Below are 14,627 nucleotides of genomic sequence, written 5' to 3'. Positions count from 1 at the left end.
CGGTCGGCACCGAACCTTCCAACCAAGGAGCACCCATGATGAAGAAGATCGCAGGCCTCGGCCTCTGCCTCACCGCGCTGGCCATGACCGCCTGCGGCGTTCCGGCCAGTCATTCCGACAGCGCTCGGACAGGGGTCAACGCCGGCTCGACGAACGAGTCGGCCCAGACATCAACCTCCACCAGCGCCCGGGGCGTCGACGCCGCCTTCGGCAGCGCATACACCTGGGATGACGGCCTGTCCGTCGAGGTGGGTGCGCCCGAGACCTTCACTCCCGGCGCGTACGCGGCCAGCACCGAGGGGTACGACCAGTTCGTCGCGTTCACCGTGCGCATCGTCAACGGCACGAGCGAGAACTGGGATCCGAGCATGTTCTACGCGACCCTGCAGTCAGGGAACCAGGAGGCCAGCCGCGTCTTCGACAGCGAGCAGCTCGGGAACACCCCGTCGACGTCATTGCTGCCCGGTCGTGAGGTCGAGTTCACGATGGCCTACGGCGTCAATGACCCCGCCGACCTAGTGATGGAGGTGGCCCCGGACTTCAGCTACCAGAACGTCATCTTCCACAGCTGATCGGAGCAGCGGAGCAGCTGGAGGGAGCGTCCGCCGCCCCCTGCGGGGGAAGGGCTCCCCCGCGGTGGCCGGCCGGGCAGCCGCCCCGGTCGACCACCGCCACGACATACCGCCCGAACGCATCTCCCCGGCCACCATCGCCCGAGCCCCCGAGCAGCCGTCGCGCTGCCCCTGCCGCGGCCACTGCGTCTGCTGCGCGTGGTGGCACTCGCGGAGGGTGCAGCGGCGGGGAAGCGTCCGAGCGCGAATCAGCGATGCCTCAGGCCCGGGCCCGGTCAGCGCTCGCGCAGGGTGTAGCAGGCCACCGCCGCCGCGGCGGCCACGTTGAGGGAGTCGATGCCGCGGGCCATGGGGATCCGCACGACGACGTCGGCCTGGGCCAGCCAGTGCGAACTCAACCCGCCGCCCTCGGTGCCCATGAGCAGCGCCACCTTGCGCGGCTCGGCCGCCAGGTCGGCGGCGAACGCGTCGAGCGTCACGGCATCCTCGCGCAGGGCCATGGCGGCGACGGTGAAACCCGCCCGCTTGAGGGTCTCCAGGCCGCCGCCCCAGTCGTCCATGCGGGCCCAGGGCAGGAAGAAGACGGCGCCCATGCTCGTCTTGACGGCCCGCCGGTAGAGCGGGTCGGCGGCCCGCGGGGCGAGCAGCACGCCGTCCCAGCCGAGGGCGGCGGTGCAGCGGATGATGGCACCGACGTTCGTGTGGTCGACGATGTCCTCGCACACGACCAGGCGCCGCGCGTCGAGCAGTTCGGTCATGCTCCAGCGGGTGGCGCGCTTCATCGAGGCGAGCGCCCCGCGGTGCACGTGGAACCCGGTGACCCGCTCGGCCAGGGCCTCGTCCACGACGTAGACGGGCACGTCGAGGCGGTCGAGGATCGGGCGCAGCCCGGCGATCCAGCGCTCGGCCAGCAGGAAGGACCTCGGCTCGTAGCCGGCCTCGCAGGCCCGCCTGATCACCTTCTCGCCCTCGGCGATGAACAGCCCCTGCTCGGCCTCGAGGGACCGGCGCAGCGAGACGTCGCGCAATCGGACGTAGTCGCCCAGCCGCTCGTCGGCGGGATCGGTGATCGGGATGAGGGTCGCCACGGCGCAAGGCTAGTGCCCCGACGGCCCCCCGGCCGGGCCGGCCAACGATGAGGGGCCGCCGGGGACCGCCGCGCACCGCGCACGAGGCCGCCGAGGGGCGCCACGGCGGCGGGGACGACGCCCCGGCTCCGGGGGATGGAGCATCCCGGCCACGCGCGAGAGGACAGCGCGGCAGCAGGAGAGCCGCGGCACGGGCCCCGCCGGCAGGACCGGCTCCGACCGGACCGCTGACCGGCGGCGCACCGCCCGGAGGCGACCCGATCCTAGACTGGCCACGTGACGACCCAGACCCAGCAGCACGGACCGAGACCCTGGTACCGGAGGATCCGCATCGACTGGTTCGTGACCGCCATCGTCGTCTCGGCCGTCGTCGCCACGGCGCTGCCGGCCACCGGCGAGGCCAACCGCGTCCTCGACTGGGCCGTCAAGGTGCTCATCTTCGTGCTCTTCCACCTGTACGGCGTGCGCCTCGAACCGCGCGAGGCGCTGGCCGGCCTGGTGCACTGGCGCCTGCACGTGACGATCCTGGCCTGCACCTATGTCGTCTTCCCGGTCCTCGCGCTGGCGCTGCGCCCCCTGTCGGGCGGTTACCTGAGCCCGGAGCTCTACCTGGGGGTGCTGTGGCTGTCGATCCTGCCGTCGACGGTGCAGAGCTCCATCAACTTCACCTCGATCGCCGACGGCAATGTGGCCGGGGCGATCGTCTCGGCCTCGATGTCGAACATCCTCGGCGTCTTCTTCACCCCGCTGCTGGCCATGGTCGTCATGAGCACCGGCGGCCTGGTCATCGAGCCGGGCTCGATCGTCGACCTGGCGGTGCAGCTGCTGCTGCCCTTCGTGCTGGGCCAGCTCACCCGCCGGTGGACGGCCGGCTTCGTCCGGGACCATCCGCGGCTGAGGCTGGTCGACCAGATCAGCATCGTCTGCGTCGTCTACAGCGCGTTCAGCGACGGCATCAACGAGGGCGTCTGGCACACCGTCGGCGCACTCGACATCGTACGGCTCCTGCCGGTGCTCTTCGCGCTGCTGGCATTCATGCTGGCCTTCACCTGGTGGCTGCCCGGCCGGATCGGCTTCGGGCGCCGCGACCAGATCGCCATCCAGTTCTGCGGGACGAAGAAGTCGCTGGCCACCGGCGCCCCGATGGCCTCCGTGCTGTTCAGCGCCGCCCAGGTGCCGCTGCTCGTCCTGCCGCTCATGATCTTCCACATGGTGCAGCTCATCGTCTGCGGCGTCATCGCCGGGCGCTACCGCGCCAAGCCTGCGGCCTGGCACGAGCGGGGCGGGCGGTTGAGCGCCGCCGAGGAGCAGCGGGACTGAACGGCGGGCCACCGGGCCGGACCGCCCCGTCCTCAGCAGGCGGCCTTGGCCGTCCAGCGCCCGTCGTCGGCCTGCTCGATGCGCAGCGGCATGCCGTAGACGGCGGACATGAGCTCGTCGGTGAGCACCTCGCCGATCGGCCCGGAGGCCGCGACCCGGCCGCCGGACAGCAGCAGGGCATGGGTGATGCCCGCCGGGATCTCCTCGACATGGTGGGTGACGAGCACGGTCGTCGGCGCGTAGGGGCTGGCGCACAGCTGCGCGAGCGTCGACACGAGGCGCTCCCGGCCGCCCAGGTCGAGGCCGGCGCCCGGCTCGTCGAGCAGCAGCAGCTCGGGGTCGGTCATCATGGCCCGGGCGATCTCGACACGCTTGCGCTCCCCCTCGCTCAGGGTGCCGTAGGTGCGGTCGGCGAGCTCGACGACGCCGAAGTAGTCCATGAGCCGGCCGGCGCGGTCGAAGTCCATCTCGTCGTAGTGCTCGCGCCAGCGCCCGTTGACGGCGTAGCTGGCCGAGACGACGACGTCGCGCACCCTCTCCCGGGCCGGGATGCGGTGGGCCACCGTCGGGCTCGTCAGGCCGATGCGGGGGCGCAGCTCGAAGACGTCGACGGCGCCGAGCACCTCGCCGAGGATCCCGACGACCCCCTTGGTGGGATACAGATGAGTCGCCAGGATCGACAGCAGCGTGGTCTTGCCAGCGCCGTTGGGGCCGATGACGACCCAGCGCTGGCCCTCGTCGATCGACAGGTTCACATCGTCGAGCAGCAGGGTGGTACCACGCCGCACACTGACACCGGCAAGCTCCGCAACCGAGACCATGGTTAGACCTTACAAGTCGGCCCCGCGAGGCTGCGGCCGCCGACCGTCTGGCGACGCGCCGCGTTCGGCTGCGACGCAACCCCTCGGGCGCCCGGCGGCGGACGACCAGCCTGGGCGCCGTGTCCGACCCCCCTCACTCATCGCGTGCCTGAGGCTCGTGAGCGTGCTCAACGCCATGGGCGTCGGCGCCCTCGACGCTCCCCGCGCCGAGCGCGTGCTGCGCATCAGCGACACCGGCGAGCCGGACCGGCCCCACCACGTCGCCGACCCCGAGGGGTCCTCGGACCGGGCGGGCCCGACGCGGCCCCGTGCGCCCGGCCCTGGCCCGCATCGCGAGCACCCGCTGCCCGGCGAGCTGTGGATGCTGGCCGTCGTCCACCCCGGCGATCCGGCTGGGCGGCCTGCGCGACCCCTCGACGACGAACGCCCAGGCCCTCGAGTGCGGCGCCACCGCCGTCGCCCACGGGGCCGGGTGGCCTGGCTGCCCCACCCGGTCGGGCCCGCCATGCAGTGGCGGCTGGCCCGCGCCGAGCGTCCGCTGCCCCCGCCCACGCCCGGCGAGGCGGCGACGGCGCTCAACGCGCAGGTCCTCGTCTCGGCCCGCGAGCTGGCCGGCCTCGACGCGGCGGCCGGGCGACGTCCGGACGACGCGGCCCCGGTCGTCCTGGGCGGGGCCTACCCCACGGGAACCAGCGCCTGCTCGACCGGGCGATCCTGTGGCGCGAGGTCTGCGCGGCGGGCCCGGGCGCCGACGACGCGGCGCTGCACTCGCACGCCCGGCCGGCCCGCTCGGCGCACCTGCGCAGGATCGGGATCGTGTGCCGGCAGGCGATCAGCGCGGCCGCCAGCTGGCCGGACGCGCGGCCGGCGGGCGCCCGTCTCTGAGAGGTGGGGCCGGAGAGGCGGAGCGCCCGGCGCGGCGCGTCCGCGCCGGGCCGCCGGGGCCCGCACGACCGTCACCGTGCGGAGCGCCCGCCCCGCGGGCGGGGCCGCCGACCGGTTCGGCGACGGGCAGGGCCGATCCGACCCGCGCAGCAGGCCGGTGACGCCGGGAGCCCTCAGGCGCCGGTCGAGAACAGGCCGCCGTCGACGTGGATGATCTCTCCGGTCGTCGCGGCGAACAGGTCGCTGAGGAGCGCGCAGATGACCGTGCCGACCGGCGTGGCGTCCTTGGCGTTCCAGCCGAGCGGGGCCCGCTCGTCCCAGACGTCGTTGAGCGAGGCCGATCCGGGGATGGCCTTCTTCGCCAGCGAATCGATCGGCCCGGCGGAGACGAGGTTGGCGCGGATGCCGTCGGGGCCGAGGTAGCGGGCGAGGTAGCGGTTCGCGGACTCCAGGCCCGCCTTGGCGACGCCCATCCAGTCGTAGGACGGCCAGCTGATCGTCGCGTCGAAGGTGAGGCCGACGACCGAGGAGCCGGGCCCCATCATGTCCTTGAGGGCCATGGCGAGGGCCGGGTAGGAGTAGGTCGAGGTGTGCAGCGCGGTGGCCACGTCGTCCCAGCCGGTCGTGAGGAAGCCGCCGCCGAGCGCCGTCTCGGGGTTGGCGAAGGCGATGGAGTGCAGCACGCCGTCGATGCGGTCGAATCCGTTCTCGCGCAGGGCGCCGGGCAGGGCCGCCAGGCTCTCCTCGCTCGTGGCGTCGAGCTCGATGACCGGGGGCGCGGGGTCGAGCTTGGCGCAGACGCGCCTGCACAGGCTGAGCGCCCGGCCGAAGCCGGTGACGATGATGTCGGCGCCCTCGCGCTGGGCGACCTCGGCCGCCTTGTAGGCGATGGAGGTGTTCATCGTGATGCCCGTGACGAGGATCTTCCTGCCCTCGAGAATGCCCATGTGTTCTGGTCCTTTCCGTTCTCGGTGGAAGACTAGCGTCCCATGCCGATGCCGCCGTCGACGGGCAGGACGACGCCGGTGATGTACCCGGCCTCGTCGGAGCACAGGAAGCGCACCGCGGCGGCGACGTCCCCGACCTCGGCGGCCCGGCGCAGCGGGATGCGCTTGAGGTAGTCGGCCCTGACCTCGTCGGACAGCTCGTCGGTCATGTCGGTGCGGACGAAGCCGGGCGCCACGACGTTGCAGGTGATGCCGCGGCTGCCGAGCTCGCCGGCGACGGAGCGGGCCATGCCGATGAGGCCGGCCTTGCTCGCCGCGTAGTTCACCTGGCCGGGCGTGCCGACGTAGGCGGACACGGAGCCGATGAGCACGATGCGACCGAAGCGGGCGCGCGTCATGGGGCGCACGGCGCGGCGCACGGTGCGGAAGGCGCCGGACAGGTTCGTGCCGATGACGTCGTCCCAGGCCTCGTCCTTCATCATGGCGAGCAGGCCGTCGCGGGTGATGCCGGCATTGGCGACGAGCACCTCGACGGGGCCGATCTCGTCCTCGACCCGGCGGTAGGCCGCGTCGACCTGGTCGGGCTCGGTGATGTCGGCGGCGATGCCCAGGACGCCCTCGGGGGCGGTGCCGGTCCGGCTCGTGCCGGCGACGCGGTAGCCCGCGGCGAGGAGGTCGGCGGCGATGGCTGCGCCGATGCCGCGGCTGGTTCCGGTGACGAGGGCCACGCGCCCGTTCTGCTGCGTACTCACCCGTCCACGGTACCGGTTCGCGTCCCTCGGCGGGGCGCGGATCCCCGTGGGGCAGGATGAGGACATGGATTGTGGACTGCACGACAGGGTGTTCATCGTCACGGCCGCCAGCGGCGGCCTCGGCCTGGCGGGCGCCCGGGCGCTCGTGGCCGAGGGGGCCCGTACGGTGCTCGTGGCGCGCCGGAGGGACGCGCTGGAGGAGGCGGTCGCCGAGCTGGGCGCCGACCGGGCCACGGCGCTGGCGGCCGATCTGTCCGAGGCGGACACGGCGCAGCGCGCCGTCGAGGCGGCGCTGGGGGCCTGGGGGCGGCTGGACGGCGCCCTGGTCTCGGTCGGCGGCCCGCCGAAGGGCACCGTCACCGGCACCACGGACGCGCAGTGGCTGGGCGCCTTCGACTCGGTCTTCCTGGCGGCCGTGCGCATCGCCCGCGCCGTGCTGGGCGCGAACGGGGCGGCGAGGCTGGGCTTCGTCCTGTCGGTCTCGGCGAAGATGCCGCTGGCCGACATGGCCCCGAGCAACGGCCTGCGCCCGGGCCTGGCCATGCTCGTCAAGCAGCTGAGCGACGAGATCGCCCCCGCCGGCGGCCGGGCCGTCGGCCTCATGCCCGGCAACATCGCCACCGGGCGGATGATCGACCTGCTCGGCCACGAGCCCACCGCCGAGGACGCCCGTCGGGCGGGCATCCCGATGGGGCGCCTGGGCACGCCGGCCGAGTTCGGCGCGGTCGCGGCCTTCCTCCTCTCGGATGCGGCGAGCTATCTGACCGGCTGCCTCGTGCCGGTCGACGGCGGAATGCTGCGCGGCCTGTGACCGTCCCCCTCGCCCGGCGCCTCGCCGCGCTCGACCGGGCCGCGGGCCTGCTCGCCTGCCCGGTCTGCGCACGCCGGGGCGTCCCCGATGCGCCGCTGGCACGCTCGGAGCGGCGGCTGCGCTGCGGGGCCGGCCACGCCTTCGACGTGGCGCGGCAGGGCTACGTGAACCTGGCCGGCTCGGCCCAGCCCCGCAACGCCGACACGGCGCGGATGCTCGACGCCCGGGGGCGCCTCCTCGGCTCGGGGGTCCACGAGCCGCTGCGCCGGGCCGTCGTGGAGGCCTGCGGCGAGCCGTCGACGATCGTCGAGGCCGGCGCGGGCCCCGGCTGGTACCTGGCCGGGGCCGCTGCGGCCCATCCGCGGGCCGTGCCGCTCGCGATGGACGCCTCGGTGCCCGCCCTCAGGCGGGCGGCGGCGATCGGGCTGGCCTGCGTCGTGGCGGACACCTGGGCCGGGTTGCCGCTGCGCGCGGGATGCGTCGACGCGCTGCTGTGCGTCTTCGCGCCGCGCAACGCGGCCGAGTTCTCCCGGGTGCTCTCGGGGGCCGGTCGCGTCGTCGTGGCCGCCCCGACGACGGCCCACCTGGCCGGGCTGCGCGCCGAGCTGGGCCTGCTCGATGTCGCCGACGGCAAGGCCGACCGGCTCGTCGGGCAGATGGGCGACGCGGGCCTGGACCGAGTCGGGAACCGGCTCGTCGAGTTCGAGGCCGCATGCACCCGGGAGCAGCTGCGCGACCTGGTGGACATGGGCCCGAACGCCTTCCACGAGCACGCCGCCCCGCGCGGGCCTCGGACGGTGGTCGTGAGCGTTCTCGTGAGCGTCTTCGCGCGAACGACCCGTCACCCGTGAACGTCCTCGTGCCGGGGGCGGCGGCCAACGAGCCGTGACGCCCTGCGCGAACGACCCGGCCGGCCCCGGCGCGCCCCGCGGCGAATGACACCCTCACGGCATCGATGGACACGAATGCGTCCGGGGGGGCGACCGCCGGGCCCCGCGGCCCTATACGATCCGAGCTGGAATGGAGACCGAGATGACGACCCTCGTTGTGATCAGCGCTGGCATGCGCAGACCGTCCACGACACGGATTCTGGCCGACGAGCTGTCCGCGGCGGTGAGCGCGCGCCTGCCCGGACCGCTCACCGTGACGAACGTCGAGGTGCGCGACTACGCGCAGGCCATCATCGACGCCCTGCTGGGCGGCTTCACGCACTCCGACCTCGACGAGGCGATCACCGCCGTGGAGGACGCCGACGCGCTCATCGCCGTCTCCCCCACCTTCCAGGGCTCCTACTCGGGCCTGTTCAAGTCGTTCATCGATCTGCTGCCGCCGAACGACCTCGCGCACAAGCCGGTGCTGCTGGGCGCCACGGGCAGCTCGGAGCGTCACTCGCTCATCATCGACCACGCCATGCGCCCGTTGTTCAGCTATCTGCGCACCATGACCGTCCCGACCGGCGTCTACCTCACGACCGGCACCCTCGGCGAGGAGAACCGGGGGCTGCGGGCCCGCATCAACCGGGCGGCCGACGAGCTGGCGGCCTTCGTCGAGCTCAACGCCGCGACGCGGGGGCCCCTGCCGGCCGCCGCAGGCGACGAGTCCACGACGACGGCCATCGAGCTCGACCAGGCGCACGCCGAGCTGGGGCTGAGTCCGGCCGGGCCAGGAGACGGCACCCTCGAGCGGATGCTGCGCACCCTGGGGAGGGGCTGAGGCCCGCCGGCGCCTCCGAACGGGCCCGCGGGACCGGGCCGCACGTCGGGCGTCCGCGTCCGTCGCCGGCCGGGCGCTCAGGCCAGGACGACGAGCTCCGCGTAGTCCTCGCTCCACAGGTCCTCGTCGCCGTCGGGCAGCAGCAGGACCCGGTCGGGCTCGAGGGCCTGGACGGCGCCCTCGTCGTGCGTGACGAGCACCATCGCGCCCCGGTAGGCGCGGATCGCCCGGAGCACCTGTTCCCGGCTGGCCGGGTCGAGGTTGTTCGTCGGCTCGTCGAGCAGCAGCACATTGGCCGCGCTCGCGACGAGCGTCGCGAGCGCCAGTCGGGTCTTCTCGCCGCCGGACAGCACCCGGGCCGGTTTGTGGTCGTCGTCGCCGGTGAACAGGAAGGTGCCGAGCACCGTGCGGGCGTCGGTCTCGTTGAGCTGCGGCGCGGCGGCCTGCATGTTCTCCAGCACGGTGGCGTCCATGTCGAGCATGTCGTGTTCCTGGGCGAAGTACCCGAGCCTGAGGCCGTGGCCGGGCAGCACCCGGCCGGCGTCGGGCTCCTCGACGCCGTACAGCAGGCGCAGCAGTGTCGTCTTGCCGGCGCCGTTGAGGCCCAGGACGACGACCCGTGAGCCCCTGTCGACGGCGAGGTCGACGCCGGTGAAGATCTCCAGGGAGCCGTAGGCCTTCGACAGGCCCTCGGCCATGAGCGGGGTCCGGCCGCACGGGGCCGGTTCGGGGAAGGAGATGGCCGCGACCCTGTCCTCGGCGCGCGCGGGCTCGGTGCCGGCGAGCAGTCGCTCCGCGCGGCGGGCCATGTTCTGGGCCGCGGTGGCCTTGGTCGCCTTGGCGTGCAGCTTCTCGGACTGGGCCATCAGCTGGGCCGCCTTGCGTTCGGCGTTGAGGCGCTCGCGGTGGCGGCGCCGCTCGTCGGCCTGGCGCTGGGTCAGGTAGGGCCTCCAGCCCATCGAGTAGACGTCGAGCACGGAGCGGTTGGCGTCCAGGTGGAAGACCTTGGTGACGGTCTCGTCCAGCAGCACGGTGGAGTGGCTGATCATCATGACGCCGCCGGAGTAGCTCCGCAGGAAGTCGCGAAGCCAGGTGATCGAGTCGGCGTCGAGATGGTTCGTGGGCTCGTCCAGCAGCAGGGTGTCGGCGTCGCTGAACAGGATGCGGGCCAGCTCGACGCGACGGCGCTGGCCGCCGGACAGCTCGTGCAGCGGCTGGGCCAACACGCGGTCGGGCAGCCCGAGGTTGGACGCGATGCGCGCGGCCTCCGCCTCGGCCCCGTAGCCGCCCGCCGCGACGAAGGACGCCTCGGCGCGGTCGTAGGCGGCCATGGCCCTCTCGCGGGCCGGGCCGCGGGCGCGGGAGATGTCGTCGGTGGCCCGGTTCATCCGCTCCAGGAGGGACTCGATGCTGCGGGCGGAGACGATGCGCGAGCGCGCGGTGACCGCCAGGTCCGACTCGCGGGGGTCCTGCGGCAGGTAGCCGACCCGGCCCGAGCGCCTCACCGAGCCGCCCGGGGCCGGCGCCTCGCCGGCCAGGATGCGCATCGTCGTCGTCTTGCCGGCGCCGTTGCGCCCGACGACGCCGATCTTGTCGCCCTTGACCACCTGGAAGCTCACGGGGGCCAGCAGCAGACGGGCGCCGACGCGCACCTCCAGGTCATTGGCTTGTATCAACGGCGCTCCTGCACTTCTCGACGACACGCCCGGCAACGGACCGCCATCCATTCTCCCGCGCGCCGTGGCGCCGGGCAAAGCGGCCCTGACTCGGACGGCGACCCGCCGGCGGGGCCCGCGCGGGGTCCCGGTGTGGTTGAAACAGATTCTTCCGACTTGTCCACAGGGCATCCGGAAGCGCACAATGAACGCGCCCGCACCCCGCGGGCGCCCTCGTGCCCTCTGCCGGCAACGCGACGAACGCGAGGAGCGGGCATCCCACGACCCCCCTCCGCGGACGGTACGAGTCCCACCCCCGGCATGTCCGCGAACGGTATGGAAGTGAGGGAAGTGAACCAGATGTCCGATGCGTCGCGCTCGCGTCGCCGCGGCCTCGTGCTCCGGTTCGTCCTCATCGCGCTCATGGTGCTGGCCGTCAACATCCTCATCCAGCTGTTCATCGGCGCCTCGCTGGGCGTCGTCGAGAACGCCTGCTGGCTCGTCTCGGCAGCCCTGCTGGGCTGGGCGGGCTCCTTCGGCCACGATCGGCTCAGCGGCGAGTGGCCTGGAGCCGGGCAGGACACCCCCGCCGCGGCGCGGGCCCTGCCCTCCGAGCCCTCCGAGTCGGCGCCTCCCCCGCCCGAGTCGGCCGAACCGGTCCGGGGCCGGCCGGGGCCGGTCGACCCGGCACCTGTCGGACCGGCACCGTCCACCGAGCCGGCCATGCCCCGGCCGGGGCCGGTCGACGAGGCGTCGTCCCAGCCCACGCCCATCGACCCGGTGCGCGTGAACCCGACATTCACGGGACCAGCGCCCACAGGACCGGCACGAGCGGGATCCACGCCCGCCGCAGCCCCCGCACCAGCGACGCCCGCACCACCCATCGACCCGGTGCGCGTGAACCCGACATTCACGGGACCAGCGTCCACAGGACCGGCACGAGCGGGATCCACGCCCGCCGCAGCCCCCGCACCAGCGACGCCCGTACCGCCCGCGGCGGCGGCGACCGGGCAGACCCGTCCGATGGGTCCTGCGCCGGCCGCCCCGGGGGACAGGCGATGGAGGAGGACCTCCGGACGCTGGTTCAGACGTTGAAGCCGATGTAGCGCAGCTGCTCGCGGCCGTCGTCGGTGATGCGGTCGAGGCTCCACGGCGGGAGCCAGACCCAGTTGATCGTCACGGAGTTCACGATGCCGTCGAGGGCCGACTGGGCGCCCCACTCGAGCTGGTCGGTGAGCGGGCAGGCCGGGCTCGTGAGCGTCATGTCGATGACGACGTTGGCCTCCTCGTCGATCTCGACGCCGTAGACGAGCCCCAGGTCGACGACGTTGACCATGAGCTCGGGGTCGATGACCTCCTTGAGCGCCTCGAGGACCTGATCCCGGGTGGGCGGCTCCGTGACGCCGACCGGGGCGTCGGGCAGCCTGTCGCGCACCAGGTCGGACGGGCGCCGCTCGTCCCGGCCGGACGTGGGATCGCCGTCGGGCGGCTGCTGCTCACTCATGCTGTCTCCTTCTCGTCGCCGATGTCCGCCCCGGCGCGGGCGAGCGCGTCGCGCAGGGCCATCCAGCTCAACATGGCGCACTTGACGCGCGCCGGGAACTGCGAGACGCCGGCGAACGCGATCGCGTCCTCCAGGACGTCCTCGTCGGGCTCGATGCGGCCCTGGCTCTCCATCATGTCCTTGAACACCGAGAAGGTGCCCATGGCCTCGTCGACCGAGCGCCCGATGACCAGATCGGTCATGACCGAGCTGGACGCCTGGGAGATGGAGCAGCCCTCGCCGGCGTAGCTCACGTCGCCGATCCGGTCGCCGTCGAGCGCCACCCGCAGCGTCAACTCGTCGCCGCAGCTGGGGTTCACATGGTGCACCTCGGCACCGTACGGCTCCCGCAGCCCGCTGTGGTGCTTGGCGCGGTAGTGGTCCAGGATGATGTCCTGGTACATCTCCTCGACGTTCATCAACGACCCCTCAGCTTGCCGGTGAAGAAATCGTGCGCCCACACGACGGCCTCGCACAGGGCGTCGATCTCGGCCCTCGTCGTGTAAAGATACCCGGACGCGCGGGCCGAGCTCTGCACGCCCAGACGGCGGTGCAGCGGCTCGGCGCAGTGGTGTCCGCCGCGCACCGCGACGCCCCTCGAGTCGAGCAGCTGCATGAGGTCGTGCGGGTGCACCCCGTCGACGGTGAAGGAGATCGCCCCTCCGCGGTCGACGTCCTCCAGCGGCCCCATGACGTGGACGGCGGGGATCCCGCCGAGCTGCTCGAGGGCGTACTGCGTGATCTCGTGCTCGTGGGCGGCGACCCGGTCCATGCCGATGCCGGTGAGGTAGTCCACCGCGGCGCCGAGGCCGACGGCCTGGGCGATCGGGGGCGTCCCGGCCTCGAACTTGTGCGGCACCTCGGCCCAGGTGGAGCCCTCCATGCGCACGACGCCGATCATCTCGCCGCCGCCGAGGAAGGGCGGCAGCTCCTCGAGCAGGGCGCGCCGGCCCCACAGGACGCCGATGCCGGTCGGGCCGAGCATCTTGTGGCCGGTGAAGGCCAGCAGGTCGACGCCGAGGGCCGACACGTCCGTGGGCAGCTGCGGCACGCCCTGGGAGCCGTCGGCGACCATGACGGCCCCCACGGCGTGGGCCTGCTCGGCGATCCGCGCGATCGGGTTGACCGTACCCAGCACATTGGAGACCCAGGCCAGCGAGACGACCCTCGTGCGCTCGTTGATGAGCCCCTCGCGCTCGGCGGCGTCCAGGTCGAGCCGGCCCTCCTCGGTGATGTCGAACCAGCGCAGCGTGGCGCCGGTGCGCCCGCAGACCATCTGCCAGGGGACGAGGTTCGAGTGGTGCTCCAGGACCGAGACGACGACCTCGTCGCCGGGCCCCAGCCGAGCGCCCAGCGTGCCGGCCGCCAGGTTGAGGGCCTCGGAGGCGTTCTTCGTGAAGACGACCTCGTCGGGGCCGGCCGCACCGATGAACCCGGCGATCCGGGCGCGGGCGCCCTCGTAGGCCTGCGTCGCCTCCGAGCCGAGCGCGTGCATGGCCCGGGCGACGTTGGCGTTGTGCTCGCGGTAGTGGCGGTCCACCGCGTCGATGACCGACTCCGGCTTCTGCGAGGTGTTGGCGCTGTCCAGGTAGACGAGCGGGTGGGAGCCGAGCCGCCGGCTCAGGATCGGGAAGTCCCGACGGATCGTCTTGACGTCGACATCACTTGACATACTGCTCGTAGCCCCGCTCCTCGAGGTTGTCGGCGAGCTCGGCGCCGCCGGTGATCTTGACGCGCCCGTCGACGAAGACGTGGACGCGATCGGGATGCACATAGCGCAGGATGCGCGTGTAGTGCGTGATGAGCAGGACCGACTTGCCGGGTTTCCTGCTGTAGTCCACGATGCCGGCCGAGACGACCTTGAGGGCGTCGATGTCCAGGCCCGAGTCGATCTCGTCGAGGATGGCGGTCCTGGGGTCGAGCAGCTCGAGCTGGGCGATCTCGCCGCGCTTCTTCTCACCGCCGGAGAAGCCCTCGTTGACCGAGCGCTCGGCGAAGTCGGACGACAGGTCCATGGCGGTGAGGGCCTCGTTCACCTGCTCGGGCCAGGTGCGGACCCGGGGGGCCTCGCCGGACAGGGCGGTCTTCGCGGTGCGCAGGAAGTTGGCCATCGAGACGCCGGGCACCTCGACCGGGTACTGCATGCCCAGGAAGAGGCCGGCGCGGGCCCGCTCGTCGACCGGCAGCGCCGTGATGTCGACGCCGTCGAGGCTCACGGAGCCCCGGGTGATCGTGTACTTCGGATGCCCGGCGACGGCGTAGGCGAGGGTCGACTTGCCGGAGCCGTTGGGCCCCATGATGGCGTGGACCTGGCCGTCGCCGACGGTCAGGTCGACGCCCTTGAGGATCTCCTTCGGCCCGCTCTCGGTGTCGACGTCGACGTGCAGGTCCTTGATGACGAGTTCGGCCATCTGTCTCAGTTCTCCTTGATCGGGTTCGCGACGGCGACGAGGGACCGGACGTCCTCGGCGCGGAGGGGGTTCATGGGTACGGGCGGGATCGCGGCCGGGACGGGGCCGC

General features: G+C 73.0%; 16 protein-coding genes. 7 read left to right on the top strand and 9 right to left on the bottom strand.

Annotation, left to right across the window (positions count from 1 at the left end):
• Positions 1-35 precede the first annotated feature (35 nt).
• On the top strand, positions 36-572 hold the full coding sequence (locus tag EGX94_RS10385; RefSeq protein ID WP_021798440.1) for a hypothetical protein: 537 nt from the start codon (positions 36-38) through the stop codon (positions 570-572).
• Between the two features lie 275 nt (positions 573-847).
• Here EGX94_RS10385 and EGX94_RS10380 read toward each other — a convergent pair whose 3' ends face one another.
• Complete coding sequence (locus EGX94_RS10380; RefSeq protein WP_021798443.1) at positions 848-1,660, bottom strand: TrmH family RNA methyltransferase; 813 nt, start codon at positions 1,658-1,660, stop codon at positions 848-850.
• Positions 1,661-1,936: 276 nt separating this feature from the next.
• On the opposite strand from EGX94_RS10380, the gene EGX94_RS10375 reads away from it, so the two are divergent.
• Positions 1,937-2,980 carry a bile acid:sodium symporter family protein gene (locus EGX94_RS10375; protein WP_021798437.1) on the top strand — a complete coding sequence of 348 codons (1,044 nt, stop codon included), beginning with the start codon at positions 1,937-1,939 and terminating at the stop codon, positions 2,978-2,980.
• A 32-nt stretch (positions 2,981-3,012) separates the two neighbouring features.
• Here EGX94_RS10375 and EGX94_RS10370 read toward each other — a convergent pair whose 3' ends face one another.
• A complete protein-coding gene (locus EGX94_RS10370; protein ID WP_021798435.1) occupies positions 3,013-3,801 on the bottom strand; it encodes an ABC transporter ATP-binding protein in 789 nt (262 codons plus the stop codon).
• Between the two features lie 157 nt (positions 3,802-3,958).
• Here EGX94_RS10370 and EGX94_RS10365 point away from each other — a divergent pair, with 157 nt between their 5' ends.
• Complete coding sequence (locus tag EGX94_RS10365) at positions 3,959-4,900, top strand: hypothetical protein (protein ID WP_123826269.1); 942 nt, start codon at positions 3,959-3,961, stop codon at positions 4,898-4,900.
• On the opposite strand, the gene fabI is transcribed toward EGX94_RS10365, so the two are convergent.
• Together fabI and fabG are read right to left on the bottom strand one after the other, a co-directional pair.
• A complete protein-coding gene (fabI, locus tag EGX94_RS10360) occupies positions 4,860-5,633 on the bottom strand; it encodes an enoyl-ACP reductase FabI (protein ID WP_021797451.1) in 774 nt (257 codons plus the stop codon). The two genes, EGX94_RS10365 and fabI, sit on opposite strands and share 41 nt — an antisense overlap.
• Positions 5,634-5,665: 32 nt before the next feature.
• Positions 5,666-6,385 (bottom strand): 3-oxoacyl-ACP reductase FabG, encoded by a 720-nt coding sequence (gene fabG, locus EGX94_RS10355; RefSeq protein WP_028706737.1) that lies wholly within the window; start codon positions 6,383-6,385, stop codon positions 5,666-5,668.
• 64 nt (positions 6,386-6,449) lie between these two features.
• Here fabG and EGX94_RS10350 point away from each other — a divergent pair, with 64 nt between their 5' ends.
• The 3 genes from EGX94_RS10350 to EGX94_RS10340 all read left to right on the top strand — a co-directional run bounded on the left by EGX94_RS10350 (position 6,450) and on the right by EGX94_RS10340 (position 8,909).
• Positions 6,450-7,196, top strand: coding sequence for an SDR family oxidoreductase (locus tag EGX94_RS10350; RefSeq protein WP_028706736.1), 747 nt, complete (start codon positions 6,450-6,452; stop codon positions 7,194-7,196).
• Positions 7,193-8,047 (top strand): putative RNA methyltransferase, encoded by an 855-nt coding sequence (locus tag EGX94_RS10345; protein ID WP_021798149.1) that lies wholly within the window; start codon positions 7,193-7,195, stop codon positions 8,045-8,047. Before EGX94_RS10350 ends, EGX94_RS10345 begins: the two co-directional genes overlap by 4 nt.
• A 181-nt stretch (positions 8,048-8,228) precedes the next feature.
• Complete coding sequence (locus tag EGX94_RS10340) at positions 8,229-8,909, top strand: CE1759 family FMN reductase (protein ID WP_028706735.1); 681 nt, start codon at positions 8,229-8,231, stop codon at positions 8,907-8,909.
• 77 nt (positions 8,910-8,986) lie between these two features.
• Here the strand turns inward: EGX94_RS10340 and EGX94_RS10335 are convergent, their stop codons facing one another.
• The gene (locus EGX94_RS10335; RefSeq protein WP_043122397.1) at positions 8,987-10,585 is read right to left on the bottom strand and encodes an ABC-F family ATP-binding cassette domain-containing protein; all 1,599 of its coding nucleotides are present in this window, start codon (positions 10,583-10,585) and stop codon (positions 8,987-8,989) included.
• A gap of 339 nt (positions 10,586-10,924) precedes the next feature.
• Here EGX94_RS10335 and EGX94_RS10330 point away from each other — a divergent pair, with 339 nt between their 5' ends.
• Positions 10,925-11,659 carry a hypothetical protein gene (locus tag EGX94_RS10330; RefSeq protein ID WP_123826267.1) on the top strand — a complete coding sequence of 245 codons (735 nt, stop codon included), beginning with the start codon at positions 10,925-10,927 and terminating at the stop codon, positions 11,657-11,659.
• Here the strand turns inward: EGX94_RS10330 and EGX94_RS10325 are convergent.
• The 4 genes from EGX94_RS10325 to sufC are packed head-to-tail and all read right to left on the bottom strand — an operon-like array spanning position 11,649 to position 14,518.
• A complete protein-coding gene (locus EGX94_RS10325) occupies positions 11,649-12,068 on the bottom strand; it encodes a metal-sulfur cluster assembly factor (protein ID WP_021798137.1) in 420 nt (139 codons plus the stop codon). The two genes, EGX94_RS10330 and EGX94_RS10325, sit on opposite strands and share 11 nt — an antisense overlap.
• Positions 12,065-12,526, bottom strand: a complete 462-nt coding sequence (gene sufU, locus EGX94_RS10320; RefSeq protein ID WP_021798141.1) for a Fe-S cluster assembly sulfur transfer protein SufU — start codon at positions 12,524-12,526, stop codon at positions 12,065-12,067. Before sufU ends, EGX94_RS10325 begins: the two co-directional genes overlap by 4 nt.
• Positions 12,526-13,779 (bottom strand): cysteine desulfurase, encoded by a 1,254-nt coding sequence (locus EGX94_RS10315; RefSeq protein ID WP_021798148.1) that lies wholly within the window; start codon positions 13,777-13,779, stop codon positions 12,526-12,528. The genes sufU and EGX94_RS10315 overlap by 1 nt, the downstream gene beginning before the upstream one ends.
• On the bottom strand, positions 13,769-14,518 hold the full coding sequence (sufC, locus tag EGX94_RS10310) for a Fe-S cluster assembly ATPase SufC (protein WP_021798135.1): 750 nt from the start codon (positions 14,516-14,518) through the stop codon (positions 13,769-13,771). The genes EGX94_RS10315 and sufC overlap by 11 nt, the downstream gene beginning before the upstream one ends.
• Positions 14,519-14,627 lie beyond the last annotated feature (109 nt).

Origin of the sequence: Propionibacterium acidifaciens (assembly GCF_003798325.1) — a bacterium.
Lineage (GTDB): Bacteria > Actinomycetota > Actinomycetes > Propionibacteriales > Propionibacteriaceae > Propionibacterium > Propionibacterium acidifaciens.
This window is presented reverse-complemented; position numbering and strand designations above follow the sequence as displayed.

Coding starts and splice junctions, on each gene's coding strand:
- EGX94_RS10385 (WP_021798440.1), top strand. CDS start 36: ATGATGAAGAAGATCGCAGGCCTCGGCCTCTGCCTCACCGCGCTGGCC.
- EGX94_RS10370 (WP_021798435.1), bottom strand. CDS start 3,801: ATGGTCTCGGTTGCGGAGCTTGCCGGTGTCAGTGTGCGGCGTGGTACC.
- fabI (WP_021797451.1), bottom strand. CDS start 5,633: ATGGGCATTCTCGAGGGCAGGAAGATCCTCGTCACGGGCATCACGATG.
- EGX94_RS10350 (WP_028706736.1), top strand. CDS start 6,450: ATGGATTGTGGACTGCACGACAGGGTGTTCATCGTCACGGCCGCCAGC.
- EGX94_RS10340 (WP_028706735.1), top strand. CDS start 8,229: ATGACGACCCTCGTTGTGATCAGCGCTGGCATGCGCAGACCGTCCACG.
- EGX94_RS10330 (WP_123826267.1), top strand. CDS start 10,925: ATGTCCGATGCGTCGCGCTCGCGTCGCCGCGGCCTCGTGCTCCGGTTC.
- EGX94_RS10325 (WP_021798137.1), bottom strand. CDS start 12,068: ATGAGTGAGCAGCAGCCGCCCGACGGCGATCCCACGTCCGGCCGGGAC.
- sufU (WP_021798141.1), bottom strand. CDS start 12,526: ATGAACGTCGAGGAGATGTACCAGGACATCATCCTGGACCACTACCGC.
- EGX94_RS10315 (WP_021798148.1), bottom strand. CDS start 13,779: ATGTCAAGTGATGTCGACGTCAAGACGATCCGTCGGGACTTCCCGATC.
- sufC (WP_021798135.1), bottom strand. CDS start 14,518: ATGGCCGAACTCGTCATCAAGGACCTGCACGTCGACGTCGACACCGAG.